This is a genomic window from Xanthomonas sp. LMG 12459 (assembly GCF_009192905.1).
GTDB classification, from domain to species: domain Bacteria; phylum Pseudomonadota; class Gammaproteobacteria; order Xanthomonadales; family Xanthomonadaceae; genus Xanthomonas_A; species Xanthomonas_A sontii.
The window spans coordinates 80,410-104,697 of record NZ_NSGT01000032.1; the positions used below are offsets into that span (position 1 = coordinate 80,410).

General features: G+C 68.3%; 22 protein-coding genes. 17 read left to right on the forward strand and 5 right to left on the reverse strand.

The genetic code is table 11. The features are described 5' to 3' along the window. Positions 1-36: 36 nt before the first annotated feature. From CEK65_RS08400 to galU, 6 genes are all read left to right on the forward strand, one after another. On the forward strand, positions 37-342 hold the full coding sequence (locus CEK65_RS08400) for an integration host factor subunit beta (protein WP_010342890.1): 306 nt from the start codon (positions 37-39) through the stop codon (positions 340-342). Between the two features lie 73 nt (positions 343-415). Then, complete coding sequence (locus tag CEK65_RS08405; RefSeq protein WP_017913729.1) at positions 416-715, forward strand: LapA family protein; 300 nt, start codon at positions 416-418, stop codon at positions 713-715. A gap of 6 nt (positions 716-721) precedes the next feature. Then, positions 722-1,900, forward strand: a complete 1,179-nt coding sequence (gene lapB / locus CEK65_RS08410) for a lipopolysaccharide assembly protein LapB (RefSeq protein ID WP_017910701.1) — start codon at positions 722-724, stop codon at positions 1,898-1,900. Continuing rightward, positions 1,900-2,889, forward strand: a complete 990-nt coding sequence (locus CEK65_RS08415) for a glycosyltransferase family 4 protein (protein WP_152181410.1) — start codon at positions 1,900-1,902, stop codon at positions 2,887-2,889. Before lapB ends, CEK65_RS08415 begins: the two co-directional genes overlap by 1 nt. Then, a complete protein-coding gene (locus tag CEK65_RS08420) occupies positions 2,889-4,799 on the forward strand; it encodes a nucleoside-diphosphate sugar epimerase/dehydratase (protein ID WP_152181411.1) in 1,911 nt (636 codons plus the stop codon). The genes CEK65_RS08415 and CEK65_RS08420 overlap by 1 nt, the downstream gene beginning before the upstream one ends. Next, positions 4,799-5,680 carry a UTP--glucose-1-phosphate uridylyltransferase GalU gene (galU, locus tag CEK65_RS08425; protein ID WP_043092104.1) on the forward strand — a complete coding sequence of 294 codons (882 nt, stop codon included), beginning with the start codon at positions 4,799-4,801 and terminating at the stop codon, positions 5,678-5,680. Before CEK65_RS08420 ends, galU begins: the two co-directional genes overlap by 1 nt. 651 nt (positions 5,681-6,331) lie before the next feature. Here the strand turns inward: galU and CEK65_RS08430 are convergent. From CEK65_RS08430 to CEK65_RS08440, 3 genes are all read right to left on the reverse strand, one after another. Beyond that, positions 6,332-7,537 (reverse strand): acetyl-CoA C-acyltransferase, encoded by a 1,206-nt coding sequence (locus tag CEK65_RS08430; protein ID WP_017913732.1) that lies wholly within the window; start codon positions 7,535-7,537, stop codon positions 6,332-6,334. Positions 7,538-7,689: 152 nt separating this feature from the next. Further along, a complete protein-coding gene (locus CEK65_RS08435) occupies positions 7,690-10,062 on the reverse strand; it encodes a 3-hydroxyacyl-CoA dehydrogenase/enoyl-CoA hydratase family protein (protein ID WP_152181412.1) in 2,373 nt (790 codons plus the stop codon). A 34-nt stretch (positions 10,063-10,096) separates the two neighbouring features. Further along, positions 10,097-10,729, reverse strand: a complete 633-nt coding sequence (locus CEK65_RS08440; RefSeq protein ID WP_017910707.1) for a TetR family transcriptional regulator — start codon at positions 10,727-10,729, stop codon at positions 10,097-10,099. 214 nt (positions 10,730-10,943) lie between these two features. On the opposite strand from CEK65_RS08440, the gene ndk reads away from it, so the two are divergent. The 11 genes from ndk (at position 10,944) to CEK65_RS08495 (ending at position 23,190) form a co-directional block, all read left to right on the forward strand. Beyond that, a complete protein-coding gene (gene ndk, locus CEK65_RS08445) occupies positions 10,944-11,369 on the forward strand; it encodes a nucleoside-diphosphate kinase (RefSeq protein ID WP_002812972.1) in 426 nt (141 codons plus the stop codon). A gap of 35 nt (positions 11,370-11,404) precedes the next feature. After that, entirely contained in the window at positions 11,405-12,586 is a 1,182-nt protein-coding gene (gene rlmN / locus CEK65_RS08450) for a 23S rRNA (adenine(2503)-C(2))-methyltransferase RlmN (protein WP_017910708.1), read from the forward strand. 13 nt (positions 12,587-12,599) lie between these two features. Beyond that, positions 12,600-13,391, forward strand: coding sequence for a type IV pilus biogenesis/stability protein PilW (gene pilW, locus CEK65_RS08455; RefSeq protein ID WP_026143845.1), 792 nt, complete (start codon positions 12,600-12,602; stop codon positions 13,389-13,391). After that, a complete protein-coding gene (locus CEK65_RS08460; RefSeq protein ID WP_152181413.1) occupies positions 13,388-14,263 on the forward strand; it encodes a RodZ domain-containing protein in 876 nt (291 codons plus the stop codon). The genes pilW and CEK65_RS08460 overlap by 4 nt, the downstream gene beginning before the upstream one ends. A gap of 64 nt (positions 14,264-14,327) precedes the next feature. Beyond that, positions 14,328-14,966, forward strand: coding sequence for a tetratricopeptide repeat protein (locus CEK65_RS08465; RefSeq protein WP_017913736.1), 639 nt, complete (start codon positions 14,328-14,330; stop codon positions 14,964-14,966). Then, positions 14,966-16,321, forward strand: a complete 1,356-nt coding sequence (gene bamB / locus CEK65_RS08470) for an outer membrane protein assembly factor BamB (RefSeq protein WP_017910712.1) — start codon at positions 14,966-14,968, stop codon at positions 16,319-16,321. The genes CEK65_RS08465 and bamB overlap by 1 nt, the downstream gene beginning before the upstream one ends. Before the next feature lie 18 nt (positions 16,322-16,339). Then, positions 16,340-17,737 carry a ribosome biogenesis GTPase Der gene (gene der / locus CEK65_RS08475; protein WP_017910713.1) on the forward strand — a complete coding sequence of 466 codons (1,398 nt, stop codon included), beginning with the start codon at positions 16,340-16,342 and terminating at the stop codon, positions 17,735-17,737. Positions 17,738-17,744: 7 nt separating this feature from the next. Then, positions 17,745-18,350: an NTP transferase domain-containing protein gene (locus CEK65_RS08480; RefSeq protein WP_152181414.1), complete on the forward strand. Its 606-nt coding sequence runs from the start codon at positions 17,745-17,747 to the stop codon at positions 18,348-18,350. Continuing rightward, positions 18,347-19,564, forward strand: coding sequence for a gephyrin-like molybdotransferase Glp (gene glp, locus CEK65_RS08485; protein WP_152181415.1), 1,218 nt, complete (start codon positions 18,347-18,349; stop codon positions 19,562-19,564). The genes CEK65_RS08480 and glp overlap by 4 nt, the downstream gene beginning before the upstream one ends. Before the next feature lie 165 nt (positions 19,565-19,729). Beyond that, positions 19,730-20,866, forward strand: coding sequence for a molybdopterin-synthase adenylyltransferase MoeB (gene moeB, locus CEK65_RS08490; protein WP_152181416.1), 1,137 nt, complete (start codon positions 19,730-19,732; stop codon positions 20,864-20,866). A 476-nt stretch (positions 20,867-21,342) separates the two neighbouring features. After that, positions 21,343-23,190 carry a monovalent cation:proton antiporter-2 (CPA2) family protein gene (locus tag CEK65_RS08495; RefSeq protein ID WP_152181417.1) on the forward strand — a complete coding sequence of 616 codons (1,848 nt, stop codon included), beginning with the start codon at positions 21,343-21,345 and terminating at the stop codon, positions 23,188-23,190. A 198-nt stretch (positions 23,191-23,388) separates the two neighbouring features. Here CEK65_RS08495 and CEK65_RS08500 read toward each other — a convergent pair whose 3' ends face one another. Next, complete coding sequence (locus CEK65_RS08500) at positions 23,389-24,162, reverse strand: alpha/beta fold hydrolase (protein ID WP_152181418.1); 774 nt, start codon at positions 24,160-24,162, stop codon at positions 23,389-23,391. 2 nt (positions 24,163-24,164) lie between these two features. After that, positions 24,165-24,288: DUF1244 domain-containing protein (locus tag CEK65_RS08505; protein ID WP_148829871.1), on the reverse strand; the 124-nt coding region annotated here is incomplete at its 5' end.

Sequence of the window (24,288 nt, forward strand, 5' to 3'; positions counted from 1 at the left end):
CGTGCCAGGTTGCGACCCCACTGCACGCATCCGTAAATGACCAAATCCGAGCTGATCGAAATCCTGGCGCGCAAGCAGGCGCATCTGAAGTCGGACGACGTCGATCTGGCGGTGAAGTCGTTGTTGGAAATGATGGGCGGCGCCCTGTCCGGCGGCGATCGCATCGAGATCCGCGGCTTCGGCAGCTTTTCCCTGCATTACCGGCCGCCGCGCCTGGGACGCAATCCCAAGACCGGCGAGTCCGTCGCGCTTCCCGGCAAGCACGTGCCGCATTTCAAGCCCGGCAAGGAGCTGCGCGAGCGCGTGAGCGGCGTCGTCCCGGTCGAATCCGACACGCCCTGAGCCCGGCGTCCGGCGCTTGCCGGAATCCACGCCTGTTCGGCTAATCTAGTGTCTCCCGACGCTGGAGTTGCTCATGAAGATCGCACGACTGCTGATCCTGCTGGTGTTGCTGTTGGCCGGCCTGGTCATCGGGTCGCTCAATTCGCAGCCGATCCAGATCAACTTCGTGTTCTCCAGCATCGCCACCACCTCCGGCATCGCCATCATTGTCTCGCTGTTCGCCGGCGTGCTGATCGGCGCCTCGCTGGTGCTGGCGGCCCTGGTGATTCCCCTGTATGCCAAGCTGCGTCGCGCCAACAAGGCCGCGAACGCCGCGACCCCGGCCGTCGCGCCGGTTTCCCCCCATGCCCACCAGCCCTTGGACGGACGCTGATCTTCGATGGACTTTCTGACCGAGTGGTTCTGGTTCTTCCTGTTCCTGCCGCTGGCGGCATTGAGCGGCTGGGTGATTGGCCGCCGTGGCGGCCAGCGCCATGGCGATACCCAGGTCAGCCGGCTGTCCAGCACCTATTTCCGCGGCCTCAACTACCTGCTCAACGAGCAGCCGGACAAGGCGATCGAGCTGTTCCTGCACATCGCCGAACTGGACAAGGAAACCTTCGAGACCCAGGTCGCGCTGGGCCACCTGTTCCGTCGCCGCGGTGAGGTCGACCGCGCCATTCGCCTGCACCAGGGCCTGGTCCAGCGCGGCGACCTGAGCGACGCGCAACGCGTGCAGGCCTTGCTGGCGCTGGGCGAGGACTACATGAAGTCGGGGCTGCTGGACCGCGCCGAAACCGTGTTCACCGAGCTGGCGCAGATCGACCAGCGTGCGCCGCAGGCGCTCAAGCACCTGATCGGCATCTACCAGGCCGAACGCGACTGGGAAAAGGCCATCGACAACGCCACCCGCTACGAAGAGGTGACCGGCGAGCCGATGGGCAAGCTGATCGCCCAGTTCGAATGCGAGCTGGCCGACCGCTACCGCGCCTCGGGCAAGAACGATCTGGCGCGGGAGGCGATCGCGCGCGCCTACCAGGCCGATGCCAAGTCGGTGCGTGCCGGCATCCTGGAAGGGCGCATCGATGTCGACGACGGCAACGACGAGGCCGCCATCCGCGCCTTCGAGCGCGCCGCGCGCCACGACCCGGACTACCTGCCGGAGATCATGCCGGCGCTGATGGAGTGCTATCGCCGCGGCAACGATCTCAGCGGCGCGCGCGCGTTCCTGTCGGAGATGACCGAGCACTACCGCGGCATCGCTCCGGTGCTGGCGCTGACCCGCCTGATGGAGTCGCAGGAAGGCATTTCCGCCGCGCGTTCCTACCTGGGCCGGCAGCTCAAGGACCGGCCGTCGGTGCGCGGCGAGTCCGCGCTGATCGACCTGACCCTGGCCGAGGGCGCCGATTCCACCGCGACTCTGCAGGATCTCAAGCACATCACCGACCAGCTGCTGGTGCGCAATCCCAGCTACCGCTGCACCCGCTGCGGCTTCGGCGCGCGCACCCACCACTGGCAATGCCCCAGCTGCAAGGAGTGGGGCACGGTCAAGCCGTTGCTCAACTACGCGGTGGTGTAGTGCCCATCGCAGGAGCCGCGCTGCTCTTGGCGCTCGGGGTGTTCAGCGCGGCCGGCACCTGGCTGTCGCGCCAGTACGCACTCAAACGCAAGTTGATGGACGCGCCGGGCGAGCGGCGCAGCCACACCGTGGCGACGCCGCGCGGCGGCGGCGTGGCGATCGTGGCGGCGGTGCTGCTGGCCTGCGGCTGGGCGGCCCTGCAATGGCCGCAGCACGGCGCGGGCATCGCCACCGTCGCCGCCGGCCTGGTGCTGGTCGCTGGCGTCGGCTGGTGGGACGACCACCGGTCGCTATCGGCGGCGCTGCGATTGCTGGTGCATGCGGTCGCCGCGACCCTGCTGGCTGCACTTGTCTACAAGGCGAGCCAGCCGCTGTGGATCGTCGCGCTGGTGTGGTTGGCGACGGTTTCGCTAATCAATATCTGGAATTTCATGGATGGCATCAATGGACTGGCCGGCAGCCAGGCGATGCTCGCCGCCCTGGGGTTCGCCTGCCTACTGCCGGCGCCGCTGCGCTGGCCGTGCTGGGTGCTGCTGGTGGCCTGCGCGGGATTTTTGCCGTTCAACTACCCCCGGGCGCGTATTTTCCTTGGCGATGTCGGCAGTGGCGCGCTTGGCTACCTGATCGCTGCGCTGTTCGCCTGGTGCCTCGTCGCCGGCGGCCAGGCGCCCTGGCTGCCGGCACTGCCGCTGTCGGCCTTTGCCATCGACGCAGGCTTCACGCTCGTCTCGCGCATGCTCGCCGGCGAACGCTGGTGGCAACCGCACGCGCAACATTTTTACCAGCGTTGGGTACACACCGGCAGTAGCCATACTGTCGTCACGCTCGCCTACGGTCTGTTCAGCATTGTCGCGATTACAATTGCGCGGCTGGGCAGGCCCCTGGATGCGGGCACGCAGGCCGGTCTGACGATCGCCTGGTTCTGTTCGGCAGGTGTGCTTTGGCTGGCCTTGCGCAACCGGATGCGCCGAACTCTCACGGATCACTGATGCTTTCCACGCGCGACCGAGTCACAGAGTTGTTTCCCAAGGCCTCCGTGGTCCTCCACGATCTGGCCATCGTCTGGGTCTGTTGGCAATTGCTGCACGCCGCGCGCTACACCATGCTCCCCGGCGAGCATCCGTTGCCGCTGTGGAACCTCAACACCGCCATCGTGCTGGTGGCCCAGGGGCTGGTGTTCTGGAAGGTGGGCCTGTACCGCGGCCTGTGGCGCTTCGCCAGCGTTCCCGACCTGCTCAATATCTTCAAGGCCAGCTTCTATGGCCTGGTGGCGATCGTGCTGGGGCTGGCCTACAGCCGCTTCGACGCGATCCCGCTCTCTGTGCTGATGGTGTATCCGTTCGCGCTGTCGGCGCTGCTGGGCGCGCCGCGGCTGCTGTACCGCGCCTGGAAGGACTACCAAATCGCCCACTCGGACGACACCGCGCGACGTGTGCTGATCGTCGGTGCCGGCCGTGCGGCCGAGGCCCTGGTGCGCGACCTGCGCCGTTCCGGTGCCTACCAGCCCGTGGGATTCGTCGACGACGCCGGCCATCTGCACGGCGCCAAGCTGCAGGGCCTGCCGATCCTCGGCCGCATCGACGAAGCCGGCGCGATCGCCAAGGAAACCGCCGCCAAGCTGCTGGTGATCGCGATCCCGTCGTTGGACGCGGCCGGCATGCAGCGTGTGGTGGCGATCTGCGAAAGCACCGGCCTGCCGTTCCGCACCGTGCCGCGCCTGCTCGACGTGCTCGAAGGCCATTATCTGCCGGGCGAGCTCAAGGAGGTCGCGATCGAGGACCTGCTCGGGCGCAAGCCGGTGACCCCGGACTGGAAGCTGATCAAGGGTTGGTTGTCCGGGCGGACCGTGCTGGTCACCGGCGCCGGCGGCTCGATCGGCTCGGAACTGTGCCGTCAGTGCGCGCGTCACGGCGCGCGCAAGATCGTGCTGCTGGAGATCAACGAGCTGGCGCTGATCACCATCCATGCCGACCTGCACCGCACGTTCCCCGATCTGGAGATCGACTGCGTGCTCGGCGACTGCGGCGATCCGGCGGTGATCCGCCACGCCATGCAGGTGGCCGAGCCGGACGCGGTGTTCCATGCCGCCGCCTACAAGCAGGTGCCGCTGCTGGAGCGGCAGTGTCGCGAGGCGGTGCGCAACAATGTGCTGGCCACCGAGAACGTGGCGCGCGCCTGTGTCGCGGCCAAGGTCTCGACCTTCGTGTTCATTTCCACCGACAAGGCGGTCAATCCGGTCAACCTGCTCGGCGCGTCCAAGCGCTACGCCGAAATGGTGTGCCAGTCGCTGGACGACCAGGCGGTGAGCACGCGCTTCGTCACCGTGCGCTTCGGCAACGTGCTGGACTCGGCCGGCAGCGTGGTGCCGCTGTTCCGGGAGCAGATCCGCCAGGGCGGCCCGGTGACGGTCACCGATCCACAGGTGACGCGCTACTTCATGACCATTCCCGAAGCCAGCCAGCTGATCGTGCAGGCGGCGGCCTCGGCGTCGCATGGCGCCATCTATACGCTGGACATGGGCGAGCCGGTGCCGATCCGACTGCTTGCCGAGCAGATGATTCGCCTGGCGGGCAAGCAGCCCGGGCGCGACATCGCCATCGTCTATACCGGCCTGCGTCCGGGCGAGAAGCTGCACGAGACGCTGTTCTACGCCGACGAGAACTACCGGCCCACCTCGCACCCGAAGATCCTCGAGGCCGGCGTGCGCAGCTTCTCGCGCGAGGACGTGCTGCGCGGCGTGCAGCAACTGCGCGCCGCGGTGGCCGATTACGATAGCGACACCATCGAGAAGGTGTTGCGCATGACCATGCCGGAGTTCGCGCCCTTGCGTCAGCAAGACGGTCACGACGACTCCGCTACCATCGTTCCATTCCCCGCACGCGAGGCCAGAAGGCTCTGATGAGCAAGAGAATCCGCAAGGCAGTATTCCCGGTGGCAGGTTTGGGTACCCGCTTCCTTCCCGCCACCAAGACCGTTCCCAAGGAAATGCTGCCGATCATCGATCGGCCGCTGATCCAGTACGCCGTGGATGAGGCGATCGAAGCCGGGTGTGACACCCTGATCTTCGTCACCAACCGCTACAAGCACGCGGTCGCGGATTATTTCGACAAGGCCTACGAACTGGAGCAGAAGCTGGAGCGTGCCGGCAAGCACGAGCAGCTGGAAATGATCCGCCACGTGCTGCCGGACGGCGTGCGCGCGGTCTTCGTGACCCAGGCCGAAGCGCTGGGCCTGGGCCACGCGGTGCTGTGCGCCAAGTCGGTCATCGGCGACGAGCCGTTCGCGGTGCTGCTGCCGGACGACCTGATCTGGAACCGCGGCGACGGCGCGCTGAAGCAGATGGCCGATCTCAACGAGCGCAGCGGCGCCAGTGTGATCGCGGTGGAAGACGTGCCGCACGAGAACACCGCCAGCTACGGCATCGTGGCCACCGAGGCCTTCGACGGCCGCAAGGGCCGCATCGCGCAGATCGTAGAGAAGCCCAAGCCGGAAGACGCGCCGAGCGATCTGGCGGTTGTCGGGCGCTACGTGCTCAGCTCGAAGATCTTCGAACTGCTGGAAAGCACCGGCACCGGTGCGGGCGGCGAGATCCAGCTGACCGACGCCATCGCCGCGCTGCTGAAGAGCGAGGAAGTGGACGCCTACCGTTTCGAGGGCACCCGTTTCGACTGCGGTACCCACCTGGGCCTGGTCGAGGCGACCATCCGGTTTGCGCTGGAGAACAAGAAGCTGGCCAAGCCGGCGCGCGAGAAGCTCACGCAGATGCTCGCGGAGGAATGAGCCTGGTGCTGCGCGCCGCTGCAGAGCGGTGCGCTGGCTGAGTGCCGATCCAGGAGCGTCTGGCGGCTGATTCGATCCGGAGAAGCCGAATCGGATGACAAACGGAAAAGGCAGCCGCGAGGCTGCCTTTTCCGTTCTGTGCGCTGGTCTGTATAACAAACGCTTGGTGCCGGACCCTCACCCCAACCCCTCTCCCGGAGGGAGAGGGGCTTGAGCGTGCGCGACGCTGCTTCAGCCATCGAGATCTCTCCTTCCTTCTCCCACCGGGAGAAGGTGCCCCGAAGGGGCGGATGAGGGTACGGGTGCCGCTACGTACAACGAAACCCAGCGCTGCCTTGCATCGCGAGTCGCTTCGCGCCGGACCCTCACCCCAACCCCTCTCCCGGAGGGAGAGGGGCTTGAGCGTGCGCGACGCTGCTTCAGCCATCGAGATCTCTCCTTCCTTCTCCCACCGGGAGAAGGTGCCCCGAAGGGGCGGATGAAGGTACGGGTGCCGCTACGTACAACGAAACCCAGCGCTGCCTTGCATCGCGAGTCGCTTCGCGCCGGACCCTCACCCCAACCCCTCTCCCGGTGGGAGAGGGGCTGTGTACTGCTCCCTTCTCCCGTCGGGTGGCCCGCAGGGCCGGATGAGGGGAGGGCGCCGCGCGCTTACAGCGCCTCGATGATCCCCGCGGCGCCCATGCCGGTGCCGATGCACATGGTGACCATGCCGTACTTCTGCTTGTGGCGGCGCAGGCCGTGTACCAGGGTGGCGGTGCGGATCGCGCCGGTGGCGCCGAGCGGATGGCCCAGGGCGATGGCGCCGCCCAGCGGATTGACTTTTGACGGATCCAGGCCGCTGTCGCGGATCACCGCCAGCGACTGCGCGGCGAAGGCTTCGTTGAGCTCGATCCAGTCCAGTTGGTCCTTGCTCAGGCCGGCCTGCTTGAGCGCCTTCGGAATCGCCTCGATCGGGCCGATGCCCATCACTTCCGGACGCACGCCGGCGACCGAGAAGCTGACGAAGCGGGCCAGCGGGGTCAGCCCGTAGTCCTTGATCGCCTGCTCGGAGGCCAGCAGCACCGCACCGGCGCCGTCGCTCATCTGCGAGGAGTTGCCGGCGGTGACGCTGCCGCCGAACTGGCCGTTGCGGAACACCGGGCGCAGCTTGGCCAGGCCTTCGATCGAGCTGTCCGGACGCGGACCTTCGTCCGTATCGACCAGCTTCTTGCGCAGGGCGATGACGTTGCCGGCCAGGTCGGGCTGGTGCGAGAGGATCTCGTAGGGGCTGATCTCGTCGCGGAACTCGCCGGCGGCGATCGCGGCGATGGCCTTCTGGTGCGAGGCGAGGGCGAAGGCATCCTGGTCCTCGCGCGACACCTTCCATTCCTCGGCCACCTTCTCGGCGGTGATGCCCATGCCGTAGGCGATGGCCACGTGGTCGTCGGCGAACACGCTCGGCGACAGCGCGACCTTGTTGCCCATCATCGGCACCATCGACATCGATTCGGTGCCGCCGGCCAGCATCAGGTCGGCGTTGCCCAGACGGATCTGGTCGGCGGCCAGCGCCACTGCCTGGATGCCCGAGGAGCAGAAGCGGTTGATGGTCTGCCCGGCCACCGAGTTCGGCAGGCCGGCCAGCAGCACGCCGATGCGCGCCACGTTCATGCCTTGCTCGCCCTCGGGCATCGCGCAGCCGATGATCGCGTCGTCGATGCGCGAGGTGTCGATGCCCGGCGCCTGCGCCACCACCGCGCGCAGCACGTGCGCCAGCATGTCGTCGGGACGGGTGTTGCGGAACATGCCCTTGGGCGCCTTGCCGACCGGGGTGCGGGTGGCGGCGACGATGTAGGCTTCCTGGATCTGTTTGCTCATGGCTTTCTCCGAAAGCCGGGAATAGGGAATGGGGAGTCGGGAATCGTAAAGCGATTCGCGCGATCTGCAGCAGTCCTATTTCCGGCAGAAAATTAGGGGTAGAAGGAGGAGCTGGGAATGCGTTTCCATTCCCGATTCCCCATTCCCGATTCTCAGTTCCTAAGCGGCTTACCCGTCTTCAGCATGTGCCCGATGCGCGCCTGGGTCTTTTCCTGCTGGGCCAGTTCGACGAAGTGCTTGCGCTCGAGCTTCAGCAGCCATTCCTCGTCCACCAGCGCGCCGCGGTCGACCTCGCCGCCGCACAGCACGGTGGCGATGCGGGTGGCGATCTCGTAGTCGTATTCGCTGATGAAGCGGCCTTCCAGCATGTTGACCAGCAGCATCTTGAAGGTGGCGATGCCGACGTCGCCGGCGACCTGGATGCGTCGCGCCGGCAGCGGTGGGCGGTAGCCGCCCTCGGCCAGGGCGCGCGCCTCGGCCTTGGCGATGTACAGCGATTCATAGCTGTTGAACACCACCTTGTCGGTGCCGCGCAGCAGGCCCAGTTCCTTGGCGTTGACCGCCGAGGTGGAAACCTTGGCCATGGCCACGGTCTCGAAGGTCTTCTTCAGCTCGGCGAACACGTCGCCGCCCGGACCCGCCGCCTGCGCCGCGCGCACCGCGATCTCCTTGAGGCCGCCACCGGCCGGCAGCAGGCCCACGCCGGCCTCGACCAGGCCGATGTAGCTCTCCAGCGCAGCCACGCTCTTGGCGCTGTGCATCTGGAACTCGCAACCGCCGCCCAGCGCCAGCCCGCGCACCGCCGCGACCACCGGCACCAGCGAATACTTGATGCGCTGGCTGGTGGCCTGGAAGTTGGCGACCATCGCCTCGAACGCATCGACCTTGCCGGCCTGCAGCAGGCCCAGCGCGCCGGCCAGGTCGGCGCCGGCGGAGAAGGGTTCCTTGTGCTGCCACAGCACCAGGCCCTTGAAGTCCTTCTCGGCGCGGCCCACCGCTTCCTGCAGGCCGTCCAGCACCTGGTCGGAGACGGTGTTCATCTTGGTCTTGAAGCTGACCACGGCGATGTCGTCGCCGTCGTGCCACATGCGCAGGCCGTCGTTCTCGAACACGGTCTCGCCCTGCGCGAACTTCTCGCCCAGCAGCGGATCGGGGAAGCGCTGGCGCTTGTACACCGGCAGCGCCGAGCGCGGCAGCTTGGCGTCGCGCGCCGGGCTGTACGAACCTTCGGCGGCGTGCACGCCGTCGCGGCCATCGAACACCCAGTTCGGCAGCGGCGCGCTGCTCATGCTCTTGCCGGCGGCGATGTCGTCGGCGATCCACTGCGCGACCTGCTTCCAGCCCGCGGCCTGCCAGGTCTCGAACGGACCCAGCGCCCAGCCGTAGCCCCAGCGGATCGCCAGGTCCACGTCGCGCGCGGTCTCGGCGATGTCGGCCAGGTGGTAGGCGCTGTAGTGGAACAGATCGCGGAAGGTCGCCCACAGGAACTGCGCCTGCGGATGCTGGCTCTCGCGCAGCTTGGCGAACTTCTCGGCCGGGTTCTTGATCTTCAGGATCTCGACGACTTCCGGTGCGGCGGCGCGGTCGGCCGGGCGGTAGTCCTGCTTCTGCAGGTCCAGCACCACGATGTCCTTGCCGACCTTGCGGAAGATGCCGGCGCCGGTCTTCTGGCCCAGCGCGCCCTTGCCGATCAGCGCCTCCAGCCACTTCGGCGCCTTGAAGAAAGCATGCCACGGATCGTTCGGCAGGGTGTCGCCCATGGTCTTGATGACGTGCGCCATGGTGTCCAGGCCGACCACGTCGGAGGTGCGGTAGGTCGCCGACTTGGGGCGGCCGACCAGCGGGCCGGTGAGACCGTCGACCTCGTCGAAGCCCAGGCCGAACTGCTCGGTGTGGTGGATGGTGGACAGGATCGAGAACACGCCGATGCGGTTGCCGATGAAGTTCGGGGTGTCCTTGGCGTAGACCACGCCCTTGCCCAGGGTGGTGACCAGGAAGCTTTCCAGGCCTTCCAGCACCGACGGCTCGGTGTGCTTGGCCGGGATCAGCTCGGCCAGGTGCATGTAGCGCGGCGGGTTGAAGAAGTGCACGCCGCAGAAGCGGTGGCGCAGCTGTTCCGGCAGCACGTCGGACAGGGCGTTGATGCCCAGGCCGGAGGTGTTGGAGGCCAGCACCGCATGGTCGGCCACGAACGGCGCGATCTTCTTGTAGAGGTCCTGTTTCCAGTCCATGCGCTCGGCGATGGCTTCGATGATCAGGTCGCAGCCGCGCAGCTGCTCCAGGCCGGAGTCGTAGTTGGCCGGGGTGATGGCCTCGGCCAGCGCGGTGCTGGCCAGCGGCGCCGGGCTGAGCTTGGTCAGGTTGGCGATCGCCTTGAGCACCACGCCATCGGCGGGGCCTTCCTTGGCGGGGAGGTCGAACAGCACGGTGTCGACGCCGGCGTTGGTCAGGTGCGCAGCGATCTGCGCACCCATCACGCCCGCGCCCAGGACAGCGGCACGGCGGACGAGCAGGGGATTGGACATAGCGATCAGCCTCTGTGGGTCAACGTTTGCGGGATCAGGGAACCGAATGGGCGAGGAAGCCGGCTTCGGCGAAACGGATGAGTTCGCGGGCGGCGTGGGCACGGTGCGCGCCCTCGCTGACGCCGGCGGGGCGCTTGATCAGGCCGAAGTCGGCCATCGCGTAGGTCAGGGCACCGGCCAGGAAATCCAGGCGCCAGTACAGTTCCTGCTTGCTCAGCCCGGGCACGCAAGCGGCGATGGCCTTGCCGAATTCGCGCAGCACATGGCCGTAGTGGTCGGACAGGAACTGGCGCAGGCTGTCGTTGTTCTCGGCATAGGCGCGGGCGATCACCCGCACGAAGGCGCCGCCGCTCTGCCGCTCCTGGGCCATCGCCAGGGCCGGCTCGACGAAGGCGGCCAGCACCGGGCCGAGCTGGCCGGGATGCTGCCGTTGCGCGGTTTCCAGCTGCGCCATGCGTGCGGCGGTCATTTCGTCCATGCGCCGCCGGAACACCTCGTTGACCAGGTTTTCCTTGGACCCGAAGTGGTAGTTCACCGCGGCGATGTTGACGTCGGCCTGGCTGGTGACCTGGCGCAGCGAGGTGCCGGAAAAGCCGTGCTGCGCGAACAGTTCCTCGGCCGCGCTGAGGATGCGGTCCTTGGTCGAGAAGTGCGCTTGCTTTGCCATGCGGCCGCCAGAATCAATCAAACGATTGTTTGAGTCTAGGCCCGGGCGGTGGGCGCGTCATGCTGCTTTGCAGCACGATTCAGCCTGGCCGTGCAAAGCCGGCGCCGATTGGATAGAATTGTCCATCGCAGCTCTGGCTAAGCCCGCGTTTTGACGCGGGTTTTTTTCATGTTAACCTCGGGCCTTCAGTGGCCCGCCCAACGGAGAACTTCCCATGGCGCTGGAGCGCACCCTGTCCATCATCAAGCCCGATGCCGTCGCCAAGAACGTCATCGGCGAAATCTACTCGCGCTTCGAGAAGGCCGGCCTGAAGGTCGTGGCCGCCAAGTACAAGCAGCTGTCGCGCCGCGAGGCCGAGGGCTTCTACGCCGTGCACCGCGAGCGTCCGTTCTTCAACGCGCTGGTCGAGTTCATGATCTCCGGCCCGGTGATGATCCAGGCGCTGGAAGGCGAGAACGCCGTGGCCGCGCACCGCGACCTGCTGGGCGCCACCAACCCGAAGGACGCCGCGCCGGGCACCATCCGCGCCGACTTCGCCGATTCGATCGACGCCAACGCCGCGCACGGCTCGGATTCGGTCGAGAACGCCGCCAACGAAGTGGCGTATTTCTTCGCCGCCACTGAAGTGGTTTCGCGCTAAGCGAGGTCGTCGTGAACGAGGTCGTCCATCCTCCCTTGGCCATCGCCGATCCCGTGCGGACCGGCGCGGCGGCCAAGCAGAATCTGCTCGACCTCGATCGCGAGGGGCTGGAGCGCTTCTTCGCCGAGACCCTCGGCGAAGCGCGTTACCGTGCCCACCAGGTGATGAAGTGGATCCACCACCGCTACGTCACCGACTTCGACCAGATGACCGACCTCGGTAAGGCGCTGCGCGCCAAGCTGCAGCAGCATGCCGAGGTCGTCGTCCCCAACATCGTGTTCGACAAGCCTTCCGCCGACGGCACCCACAAGTGGCTGCTGGCGATGGGCGTGGACGGCAAGAACGCGATCGAGACCGTCTACATCCCCGACAAGACCCGCGGCACGCTGTGCGTGTCCTCGCAGGTCGGCTGCGGCCTCAACTGCACCTTCTGCTCCACCGCCACCCAGGGCTTCAACCGCAACCTCTCCACCGCCGAGATCATCGGCCAGGTGTGGGTGGCGGCGCGGCATCTGGGCAACGTGCCGCACCAGATGCGCCGCCTCACCAATGTGGTGATGATGGGCATGGGCGAGCCGCTGATGAATTTCGACAACGTCGTGCGCGCGATGAGCGTGATGCGCGACGACCTGGGCTACGGCCTGGCCAACAAGCGCGTGACCCTGTCCACCTCGGGTCTGGTGCCGCAGATCGACCGCCTGTCCAGCGAGAGCGACGTGTCGCTGGCGGTGTCGCTGCATGCGCCCAACGACGCGCTGCGCGAGACCCTGGTTCCGCTCAACAAGAAGTACCCGATCGCCGAACTGATGGACGCCTGTGCGCGCTACCTGCGCGCCAACAAGCGCCGCGAGTCGGTGACCTTCGAATACACCCTGATGAAGGGGATCAACGACCAGCCCGAGCATGCGCGGCAACTGGCGCGGCTGATGCGCCAGTTCGACAACGCGGTGCAGGCGTCGAACGCCGGCAAGGTCAACCTGATCCCGTTCAATCCGTTCCCGGGCACGCGCTACGAGCGCTCCGGCGAGACCGAGATCCGTGCATTCCAGAAGATCCTGCTGGACGCACAGGTGCTGACCATGGTGCGGCGCACGCGCGGCGACGACATCGATGCCGCCTGCGGGCAGCTCAAGGGGCAGGTCATGGACCGTACCCGCCGGCAGGCCGAGTTCAAGCGCGAATTGCAGACGCGGGCGGATCGGGATGCGGCGGCGTAGCCAAGGGCGTTCCATCGCGGTGGTGGCGATCGCAGTGCTGGCCTTGCCGGGCTGCAACTGGATCGCTGCCAAGACCGGCACCGTGCGCACCGCCGAACAGGTGCAGCCGCATTATTCCTTCCGCGACAGCCGCGCGGTGAAGTCGCGCGTGGCCTTGCAGGAACAACTGGGCCTGGCCGCCAACGGGCTCGCCTCCAACGACCTGGATGCAGCGCAGACGCACGCGCGCAAGGCGCTGGCAGTGGACGCCGACTCGGTCGACGCACTGACCGTGCTGGCGGTGGTCGCCGATCGCAAGGGCGATGCCGCGACCGCCGGCGGGTACTACCGCAAGGCCGCCGAGCTGGCGCCGAGCAACGGCGCGACCTTGAACAACTACGGCGCCTGGCTGTGCGCGAACGGCTCGCCGGCGGAGTCGCTGGCCTGGTTCGACCGCGCGCTCGCGCTGCAGGACTACGCCACGCCAGCCTCGGCGCTGGCCAACGCCGGTGGCTGCGCACTGCAGGTCGGCCAGCGCGAGCGTGGCGAACGCGACCTGCGCAAGGCGCTGGAGCTGGATCCGGACAACGCGTACGCGCTCGAGGCGATGGCCCGCAACGAGGTCGCGCAAGGGCGCTTTTTCGAGGCGCGGGCCTTCTCCGAGCGGCGTCTGGCGGCTGCGCCTGCCACCGCTTCCGTGTTACAACTTGCTATTCAGATTGAGCAAAGGCTGGGCGACAAGGCTGCCGCCGGCCGTTACCAACAGCGGTTGCGCAAGGAGTTTCCCGACGCCGCGACCACGACACCCGGGGCTAGTGCATTGTGATCAGTGATTCCAATCCGAACGCTTTCGATGGCGCCAAAGGCTGCGGGCAACAGCTCCGCGAAGCGCGCGAAGCGGCCGGCCTGAGCATCGACGACGTCGGCAGCCGACTGCGCATGCCGGTGCATGTGGTGCAGGCACTCGAGTCGGAGCAGTGGCAGCGCCTTGGCGCGCCGGTCTTTGTCCGCGGGCAGCTGCGCAGCTACGCGCGCCTGCTCGGCGTCGACCTGGAGCCCTTGCTGCAGACCGCGCAGATCGCGCCGGTGCAGCCGGTCGAATTGATCAGCCACACGCACACGCCGCCGCTGCGGCGCATGCTCGAGAGCGCCACGCGGCGCATGGTCTACGTGGTGATCACCGCCGGACTGGCGGTGCCGGTGTGGTACGCCACCCGTAGCCATTTCGCCGACGACAACGGCCCCAGCACCGCCTCGCTGGACGTGGTGCCTGGCACGCCGGGCACGACCGCTGCCGCGACGGCGACGCCGGCCAACGGTGCTGCTGCGCCGGCACCGACCACGCCGGCGGCCACGCGTCCGGCGCCAAGCGCCGCGGCGCCGTACATCGCTTCGCTGACGCCGATGCCGCGTCCGGCTGCAGAGCCGGAGAAGAACAGTCTGAGCCTGTCGTTCCAGGGCGACAGCTGGGTGCAGATCCTCGCGCCCGACGGCACGCCGGTGGAGAAGGCACTGCTGAAGGCCGGCGAGACCCGCACGTATGCGCCGGGGCAGGTCGGGCGTGTGGTGCTGGGCAATGCCTCCGCGGTCCAGGTTCAGCAATCCGGGAGTACCGTGGATCTGACCCCGTTCAGGCGCGCGAACGTGGCGCGCTTTGCGGTATCCTCTGACGGTTCCGTGGTGCCCGCCTCCGAGTGACGGCGGCGCGGTTCCTCATCTTCAACATTTCATGTCCCGTCGCAGCGGCGGGGCGAGAGTACGCATGGCGATTGACGACCTGCTCGACGAGCACGAACAAAGCGAACGCGTCCGCACTTGGCTCAGGAAGAACGGCGCCGGCCTGATCGGCGGCATCGTCCTGGGCCTTGGCGCGATCATCGGCTGGCAGTGGTGGACCAAGCAGCGGTCCAACGATCTGGCCCAGGCCAACACCCGCTACGAAGCGGTGCTCAAGAGCATCCAGGCCAATCAGTTGGACAAGGCGGCCAAGGACATGGCCGAACTGCAGCAGGGCTCGACCAACATCTACGCCGAACTGGCGGCGCTGCGCCTGGCCAAGGCGCAGGTCGATGCCGGCAAGTCCGATGCCGCGTTGACCACGCTGCGCGCGCTCAAGGCCGACGGCGAAATGAAGGTGCTGGTCGACCATCGCGTGGCGCGGTTGCTGATTTCCGGCGGCAAGCCGCAGGACGCGCTGGCGCTGGTGGCCTCGGCCACCGATTCGCAGGGTCTGGAGATTCGCGGCGATGCGCTGATCGCGCAGGGCAAGCGCGAGGCGGCGCGCGATGCGTACGCCAAGGCGCTGACCAGCCTGGACGTGGCCTCGCCGCAGCGGCGCGTGGTCGAAACGAAATTGATGGATGCGGGCGGCAGCGTGCCGAATGCCGCGGAGCCGATCTGATGAAGGTAGTCATGTTCAAGCGTGTCGCCACCGTGGCCCTGCTGGGTCTGGCCTTGTCGGGCTGTACCACCGTCAAGGGCTGGTTCGCCGGCAAGGATGCGGCCGCCAAGAAAGCCGCCGAGCCGGCCGAACTGGTGAAGTTCACCCCGTCGGTGAAGGTGGTGAAGCTGTGGTCCACCGATGCCGGCAAGGGTGAGCGCCAGATCGGCGTGCGCCAGCGTCCGGTGGTGGCCGACGGCAAGGTGTATGCGGCCGCGACCTCCGGCACGGTGTACGCGCTGGATCTGCAGACCGGCAAGACCATTTGGGAATACGACGCCAAGCAGGCGCGCAAGCAGCAGCTGTCGCAGGCCGAGGACCAGCCGAAGAGCCAGGTCGAGAGCGAGTCCGGCAAGAACCTGTCCAAGGACGAGCGCGCCGCCTATAAGCAGCGCCTGCGCAACGAGAAGCAGCAGGCCAAGGAGCGCAAGCGGCTCGAGAAGAAGCGTCCGCTGCCGCGTTTCGCCGGTGGTCCGGGTGTGGGCGACGGCCTGGTGGTCGTCGGTGCGCTGGACGGCGCCGTGATCGCGCTCGATGCCGCCAACGGCACCGAGAAGTGGCGCGCCAAGGTGCCCAACGAAGTGATCGCCGCGCCGGTGATCGCGCAGAACATGGTGTTCGTGCGCAGCAACGACGGCCGCACCACCGCCTTCGATGCGGCGACCGGGCAGCAGCGCTGGTTCAATGCGCAGGAACTGCCGAGCCTGACCGTGCGCGGCAATGCGCCGGTGGTGGCGGGTCCGGGCGTGCTGTTCATCGGCAACGACGACGGCACGCTGGCCGCGCTGGCGATGCAGGACGGCCGCGTGCTGTGGGAGCAGACCATCGGCGTGCCGGAAGGCCGCACCGAGCTGGAGCGCATGGCCGACGTCGACGGCGCTCCGGTGCTCGACGGCACCACGCTGTATGCGACCAGCTTCAAGAACGAGACCGTGGCGCTGGAAGGCCCGAGCGGCCGCCCGCTGTGGAACCGCGATCATGGCGGCGCCGGCGGTGTCGGCGTCAGTTCCGGCAACGTGGTGGTGGCCGACAACGCCGGCACCGTGTGGGCGCTGGACAAGGCCTCCGGATCGGCGATGTGGTCGCAGCCGGGGCTGGCGCGCCGGTCGCTGACCGGCGTGGCGATCCAGGGCGATTACGCCGTGGTCGGCGACTATAAGGGATATCTGCACTGGCTCCGGCTCGACAACGGCGAGTTCGCCGCGCGCGAGCGGGTCGGCCGCAAGCCGCTGGTGGCGCAGCCGGTGGTCGCGGACGGGATCCTGCTGATGCAGAACACGAAAGGCGACCTGACCGCGTTCCGGTTGGGTCAATAACAAGAGAAGGATGTCGCGATGCTGCCGCTGGTCGCCCTGGTTGGACGGCCGAATGTCGGCAAGTCCACGCTGTTCAATGCGCTGACGCGCAGCCGTGACGCGCTGGTCCACGACCAGCCCGGCGTCACCCGCGACCGCCACTACGGGGTATGCCGGCTGCAGCCGGACACCCCGTTCGTGATCGTCGACACCGGCGGCATCTCCGGCGAAGAGGAAGGCCTGGCCGGCGCCACGGCCGAGCAGGCGCGCGCCGCCGCCGGCGAGGCCGACCTGATCCTGTTCGTGGTCGATGGTCGCGAGGGATCGTCCGCGCTCGACGACGAGATCCTGGCCTGGTTGCGCAAGCTGGCGCGGCCGACCCTGCTGCTGATCAACAAGATTGACGGCACCGACGAGGACCAGGTGCGCGCCGAGTTCGCGCGCTACGGCCTCGGCGACGCCATCGCGGTCTCCGCCGCGCATCGCCACGGCATCGACGACCTGCTCGACGAGGTCCTGGAGCGGCTGCCGGAAGAGGGCGCCGGCGAGACCCTGGACACCGATCCGGCGCGCATGCGCATCGCCTTCGTCGGCCGCCCGAACGTGGGCAAGTCGACCCTGGTCAATCGCCTGCTGGGCGAGGAGCGCATGATCGCCTCCGAGGTGCCCGGCACCACCCGCGACTCGATCGCGGTAGATCTGGAGCGCGACGGCCGCCTGTACCGGCTGATCGACACCGCCGGCCTGCGTCGCCGCGGTCGCGTCGAGGAGGCGGTGGAGAAGTTCAGCGCGTTCAAGACGCTGCAGGCGATCGAGCAATGCCAGGTCGCAGTGCTGATGCTCGATGCCGGCGAGGGCGTGACCGATCAGGACGCGACCGTGCTCGGCGCGATCCTCGATGCCGGCCGTGCCCTGGTGGTGGCGATCAACAAGTGGGACGGGCAGAGCGACTACCAGCGTGCGCAGGCCGAAGACCTGCTGTCGCGCAAGCTCGGCTTCGTGGCCTGGGCCGAGGCGGTGCGCATTTCGGCCAAGCACGGTTCGGGCATGCGCGAACTGTTCCAGGCGATCCATCGCGCGCACGCCTCGGCGGTGCGCGAGTTCAGCACCAGCGAAGTCAACCAGGCGCTGGAAATCGCCTACGAGAGCAATCCGCCGCCGAGCATCCGCGGCCACGTCTCCAAGCTGCGCTACGTGCATCCGGGCGGCAGCAATCCGCCGACCTTCATCGTCCACGGCACGCGCCTGAAGGTGCTGCCGGAGTCGTACAAGCGCTACCTGGAGAACTTCTTCCGCAAGCGCTTCAAGCTGGTCGGCACGCCGGTGCGCTTCATGTTCCGCGAAGGCGCCAACCCGTACGAAGGCAAGAAGAACGTGCTGACCGAGCGCCAGATCGCCAAGAAGCGGCGCCTGATGAAGCACGTCCGCGGCAAGTAGCCGCACGATGGATACGCGGCGCGCGATCACCCTCGGCATTCTCGCCGGCGGCTTCGCGCAGCGCCTGGGCGGATGCGACAAGGCCTGGCTACAGCGCGACGGGCAGGCGCAGGTGCAATGGCTGGTGCAGGCGCTGGCGCCTCAGGTCGCCCAAGTGCTGGTCAGCGCCAACCGCAGCTTGCCGCGCTATGCCGCCATCGGCCTGCAGGCCGTGCCGGACCGCGTCGCGGCACCAGCCGGGGCGGAACGTTCCTTGGGGCCGATCGCCGGGCTGGACGCGCTTGCCGCCGCCTGTGCCACGCCCTGGCTTCTGACCGTGCCGGTCGATATCTGCGTGTTGCCGCGTGATCTGCCTGCGGTGCTGGCCGCAGCCGCTGAGGAGTGCGATGGCGCCTGGCTCGAGGATGCCGCCGGCGCGCAGCCGCTGGTGGCACTGTACCGATTGGCCGCGCTGCGCCCGGCGCTGGAGGAGGCGCTGACAGCCGCCCGCTACGCGCCGCGCGCCTTGCAGCAGCGCCTGCGAATGCGGCCGGTGCCGCTGCCGGAAATCGTGCTGGGTAATCTGAACACGCCGCAGGACCTGGCTGCAGCGGGTATCCTGCCGCCACCATGACCGACTATCCCTCCCGGATCGCCTACACCGACGCGCTGGCGATCGTCGCCGCCGCGGCGCGTGCCCGTCCCGTCAACAGCGAGCGCCTTGCAGCGTCGCGTGCCGATGGCCGCATCCTGCTGGAGCCGCTGGATGCGCCGATCGACCTGCCGCCGTTCGCCAACAGCGCGATGGATGGCTTCGCGCTGCGCCATGCCGATCTGACCCCGGGGGCGGCGACCGACTTGCGGCTGGCCGGCGAGCAGTTCGCCGGCGCCGATCGGCACCAGGCGCTCGCGCCCGGCGAATGCCTGCGGGTCACGACCGGCGCGCCACTGCCGGCCGGGTCCGATACGGTGGTCATCAAGGAGAACGTGCACGAGCGCGATGGCCTCGTGCAGGTGCCGGACGGGCTCGCCGCTGGCGCGCATGTGCGGTCGCGTGGCGAAGACGTGCGCGCCGGCGAGCGTGTGCTCGAGGCCGGCATGCTGTTGACGCCTTCGCGCATCGGCCTGGCCGCGGCCTTGGGCGTGGACCAGCTGATGGTGGCGGCGCGGCCGACCGTGGCGGTGTTCGCCACCGGCGACGAACTGGTCGAGCCGGGCCTGCCGTTGCAGCCGGGGCAGATCTACAACAGCAACCGCGACATGTTGATGGCGCAACTGCGCCTGCTCGGCCTGGCGCCGACCGCGTGGCCGACCCTGCCGGACGATCCGCAGCGCATCCAGGCCATGCTCGCCGACGCCGCCTCGGCGTTCGACGTGGTGCTGACCTGCGGCGGTGTCTCTGCCGGCGAGAAGGACTACCTGCCGCGGCTGCTGGCCGAGCACGGCCGCATCCTGTTCTGGAAGGTGCGCATGCGCCCGGGGATGCCGCTGCTGTTCGGCGAGTGGGACCGCGCCCTGTTCCTGGGTCTCCCGGGCAATCCGGTGTCGGTGCTGGCGACCTTCCTGGCGATCGGGCGACCGTTGCTGGATGCGCTGCAGCGGCGCAGCGAGCCGCATCGGGCCTGGCGCGCCCGGCTGGCGGCCGGCTGGGACAAACGCCACGACCGGCTGGAGTTTCTGCGCGGGCGCATGCGCTGCGACGCCCACGGCCAGTTGTGGGCGGAGCCGAATCCCGCGGACGGCTCGCATCGCCTGCGCGGCGCCGCCGACAGCGACGTGCTGCTGCGGCTGGAGGAGGGCGCGCGCCAGTTCCAGGCCGGCGACGTGGTCGAGGTGGTGCCGTACTGAGGGCACCCCCTAAGCAGCTGCATCCAACATCATCAAGCCGGATACAGGATGCCTGTGGGAATGGTTTCAGCGGGACGGGGCGTTCCCGGGCAAGCGCGTCGCGAGGTTCCTTCAGCCGCGCCGTCGACAGCGGACGCGGAACCGGTTTGCGCCGATAATGCGCGCATGGGCATTCGAGAACTGACCCCGGCACAGGCGCAGGCGCGGCAGGCGCAGGGCGCGCGCCTGATCGACATCCGCGAGGAGCACGAGCGCGTCACCGGCATGGCCGAGGGCGCGCAGGGCGTGGCCCGCGCGCAGTTGCAGGCCGACCCGGCTGCCTATCTTGGCGCCGAGACCGAGGTGCTGCTGATTTGCCAGAGCGGCAAGCGCTCGCACGACACCGCATTGTTCCTGGAGCAGGCCGGTTACACCCATGTCGCTTCCGTGCTGGGCGGCACCACGCGCTGGCAGCGCGAAGGCTTGCCGTTGCAGCGACCGACGCTGGAACCGGCGCAGGAAGACTTCTTCGACCGCTATTCGCGGCATCTGCGCCTGCCCGAAGTCGGGGTCGAGGGCCAGCGCCGGCTGCATGCCGCGCGCGTGCTGCTGGTCGGTGCCGGCGGCCTGGGCTCGCCGGCCGGTTTCTACCTGGCCGCGGCCGGGGTGGGGCACTTGCGTATCGCCGACGACGACGTGGTCGAGCGCAGCAATTTGCAGCGGCAGATCCTGCACGGCGACGCGCGGATCGGCCAGGCCAAGGTGGACTCGGCCGCGGCGAGCCTGGGCGCGCTGAACCCGGGCGTGCGCGTGGAGGCGGTGCGCGAGCGGGTCACCGCGGACAACGTCGAGCGGCTGCTGCAGGACGTGGACGTGGTGCTGGACGGCTCGGACAACTTTCCCGCGCGCTACCTGCTCAACGATGCCTGCGTGAAGCTGGGCAAGCCGCTGGTGTACGGCGCGGTGCAGCGCTTCGAAGGCCAGGTCAGCGTGTTCGATGCCGGCCGTCGGCGCGGGCAGGCGCCATGCTACCGCTGCCTGTTCCCGGAGCCGCCGCCGCCGGAGTTCGCACCGAACTGTGCCGACGCCGGCGTGCTCGGCGTGCTGCCCGGCATCGTCGGCCTGCTGCAGGCCAACGAGGTGCTGAAGCTGTTGCTGGAGATCGGCGAACCTTTGCGCGGCCGCCTGCTGCACTTCGATGCCCTGGCGATGCGCTTCCGCGAAACCCGCCTGTCCGCCGATCCGCAGTGTCCCTTGTGTGCGCCGGAGCGGCCGTTCCCTGGCTATATCGACTACGCGCGGTTCTGTGGGGCTGAGGGTTAGCTGCTACTAGCTGTCGTTGTTCGCGGCGGCACTCGTACCCTCATCCGCCCCTGCGGGGCACCTTCTCCCGACGGGAGAAGGGAGGTGCTGGCTCGGTGGCTGAAGCAGCGTCGCGCACGCTCAAGCCCTCTCCCTGCGGGAGAGGGGTTGGGGTGAGGGTGGGGCGCGAAGCGACTCGCGATGCAAGGCTGCGCTGGCTTTCGTTGTAAGCAGCGGCACCCGTACCCTCATCCGCCCCTTCGGGGCACCTTCTCCCGGTGGGAGAAGGGAGATGCGGTCTCGATGGCGGAAGCAGCGCCGTGCGCGCTCAAGCCCCTCTCCCGTCGGGAGAGGGGTTGGGGTGAGGGTGCGGCGCGCAGCGCGCGACCGCTAGCATGTCGCACAAGAAGTTCCTTGCGCGCAGCACGCAGTGCGCCGCGTCTCATGTCGCAGTCCGCTCCATGGGGATGTCCGGACCTTGTGCGTAGAATCGGCGCATGACCAGTGCAGCCGACAGCAGCGAATTGATCAAGGTGGTAGCGCTGCTCGGCGCGGCCGTGGTGGCGGTGCCGGTGTTTCGCAGGCTCGGCCTGGGGTCGGTGCTCGGCTATCTCGCCGCCGGCCTGGCGATCGGGCCGTTCGGCCTGGGCTGGTTCTCCGATCCGCAGGCGATCCTGCACGTCGCCGAATTGGGCGTGGTCATGTTCCTGTTCGTGATCGGCCTGGAAATGCGGCCCTCGCACCTGTGGAGCCTGCGCAAGCAGATCTTCGGCCTGGGTACCGCGCAGATCATCGTCTGCGCGAGCGTGCTGACCGGGGTCGGACTGGCCTTCGGCTTTTCATTGCCGGTGGCCTTCATCGCGGCCTCCGGCTTCGTGCTGACCTCCACCGCGGTGGTGATGCAATTGCTCGGCGAGCGCGGCGACATCGCCTTGCCGGCGGGGCAGAAGATCGTCGCGATCCTGCTGTTCGAAGACCTGTTGATCGTGCCGCTGCTGGCGGTAGTGGCGTGGATGGCGCCGGTGCCGGCGGACGCGTCTGCGCCGTCGCGCTGGATCGACATCGGTATCGGCGCCGCGGCGATCGTCGGCCTGCTGGCGGCGGGGCGCTGGCTGCTCAACCCGCTGTTCCGGCTGCTGGCGGCCGCCAAGGCGCGTGAGGTGATGACCGCGGCCGCCCTGCTGGTGGTGCTGGGCGCGGCGCTGCTGATGCAGCTCGGCGGGCTGTCGATGGCGATGGGGGCGTTCCTGGCCGGCGTGCTGCTGTCCGAATCGACCTTCCGCCATCAGATCGAAGCCGACATCGAACCGTTCCGCGGCATCCTGCTGGGGCTGTTCTTCCTCGGTGTCGGCATGGCGCTGAACCTGGCGGTGGTGGCGGCCAACTGGACGCTGATCCTCAGCGGTGTGCTTGCCTTCATGGCGGCCAAGGCCGCGTGCATCTACCTGGTCGCGCGGCTCACCGGCAGCGGCCATGCGCAGGCGCTGGATCGCGGCGTGCTGATGGCGCAGGGCGGCGAGTTCGCCTTCGTGCTGTTTGCCGCCGCCAGCGCTGCCGGCGTCATCGACGCGCAGATCAATGCCAACCTGACCGCCATCGTGGTGCTGTCGATGGCGCTGACGCCGCTGTTCGTGCTGCTGTACCGGCGCTGGGCACCGGTGGAGGCGCCGTCGATGGAAGGCGTGGATGCAGCCGACGGCCTCACCGGCAGCGTGCTGATCATCGGTTTCGGCCGCTTCGGCCAGGTCGCCAGCCAGTCGCTGCTGGCGCGCGACGTGGACGTGACCATCATCGACAACGACATCGAGATGATCCAGAGCGCGGCCAAGTTCGGCTTCAAGATCTACTACGGCGACGGCACGCGTCTGGACGTGTTGCACGCCTCCGGCGCGCACAGCGCCCGCGCCATCGCGGTGTGCATCGACGACCGGGAGGCGGCCAACCGCATCGTCGAGTTGGCTACCACCGAGTTTCCGCAGGCCAAGCTGCTGGTGCGCTCCTACGACCGCGAACACGCGCTGGAGTTGATCGCCGCCGGCGTCGACTACCACATCCGCGAGACCTTCGAATCGGCGGTGGAATTCGGCCAGGCCGCGCTGATCGAACTGGGCATGGACGAGAGCGAGGCGCGTTCCATCGCCCGCGAGATCCGCCGCCGCGATGCCGAGCGGCTGGAACTGGAGATCGCCGCCGGCGACGTGCGTGCTGGCAGGGGCCTGATGTACGGCAACATCACCCCAGTGGTGCCGACCCCGACTCCGTTCACGCCGCCACGGCGCGAGAGCCGCACGCTCAATCCGGAAGGCGTGCCGGTCGAGACCGGCGAGCCGCGTCGCGGCGATTAGCCACGGCAAGGCAGCATTGTGTGCGGTGCCCGTGTGGGAACCGATAGGGACTTGCGGCGAGCCCGCCGGATGCACCGTGGGAGGGACTTCAGTCCCGACGCATTGCGCTTTCGGAAGCACGCACCACTTCGCGCGTCGTGGCTGCATGACAGTCGACTCCCGGGTACCTTTCGAGTACCCCGCCCGAGCGATGCCGCCTCAGCGCAAGAACGCCTGCAGCGCCCGCACGTAGCCCGGATCGTCGCTGATGTCGTTATGGTCGGCCTGCGCGAAGACGACCACGGTCGGGCGTTGCGGCAGGGCCTCGAGCAGGGCATCGGTGCTGGCCGGCGGCACCACCTGATCGCGGCCGGCGCGCAGGATCAGCAGTGGGCCGCGATAGGCGCGCAAGGCGCGCGCCGAGTCGTAGCGATCGCGCAGCAACCAGCGCACCGGCGCCCACGGGTAGTGCGCCTGCGCCGCCGACACCAGGCTGTCGAACGGCGTCACCAGCACCAGGCGCGCCACGGCGCGACGCGCCGCCAATTGGCTGGCCACGCCGCTGCCCAGGCTGCGCCCCAGCACCGCGATCTGTGCCTGCGGCTGCGCGGCGCGGACGTGGTCGTACAGCGCCATCGCGTCGCCGACCAGTGCGTTCTCGCTGGGCTTGCCGTCGCTGGCGCCGTAGCCACGGTAGGCGAGCAGGTAGAGGCTGTGGTCGGGCAGGGCGGCCTGCAACTGCGCGCGTGCGAAACGCAGATCCTCGGCATTGCCGCCGAAGTACAGCAGCACCTTGTCGCGACCGGGATTGACCTGCCAGCCGCGCAGCTCCACGTCCGCGCCGCGACGCAGCGCGAAATCGGTCTGTGCCGGTGCCACCCGCGTGCCCTGCGGGAAGTACAGCAGGTCGCGCTGGCCCAGGTAGAGCAAGGCACAGACCAGTACATAGGCCGCGGCGAGAATGGCCGCCGCGATCGCGGTGTAACGCAGCATCGCTAGCCGTGCTTGCGCTGCGCCTCGGCGAAGGCGGCCAGTTGCTCAGGTGTGGCCTCGGCCTGGTGCTGTGCCTTCCAGTCGGCGAACGGCATGCCGTAGACGCGCTCGCGCGCCTGTTCCTTG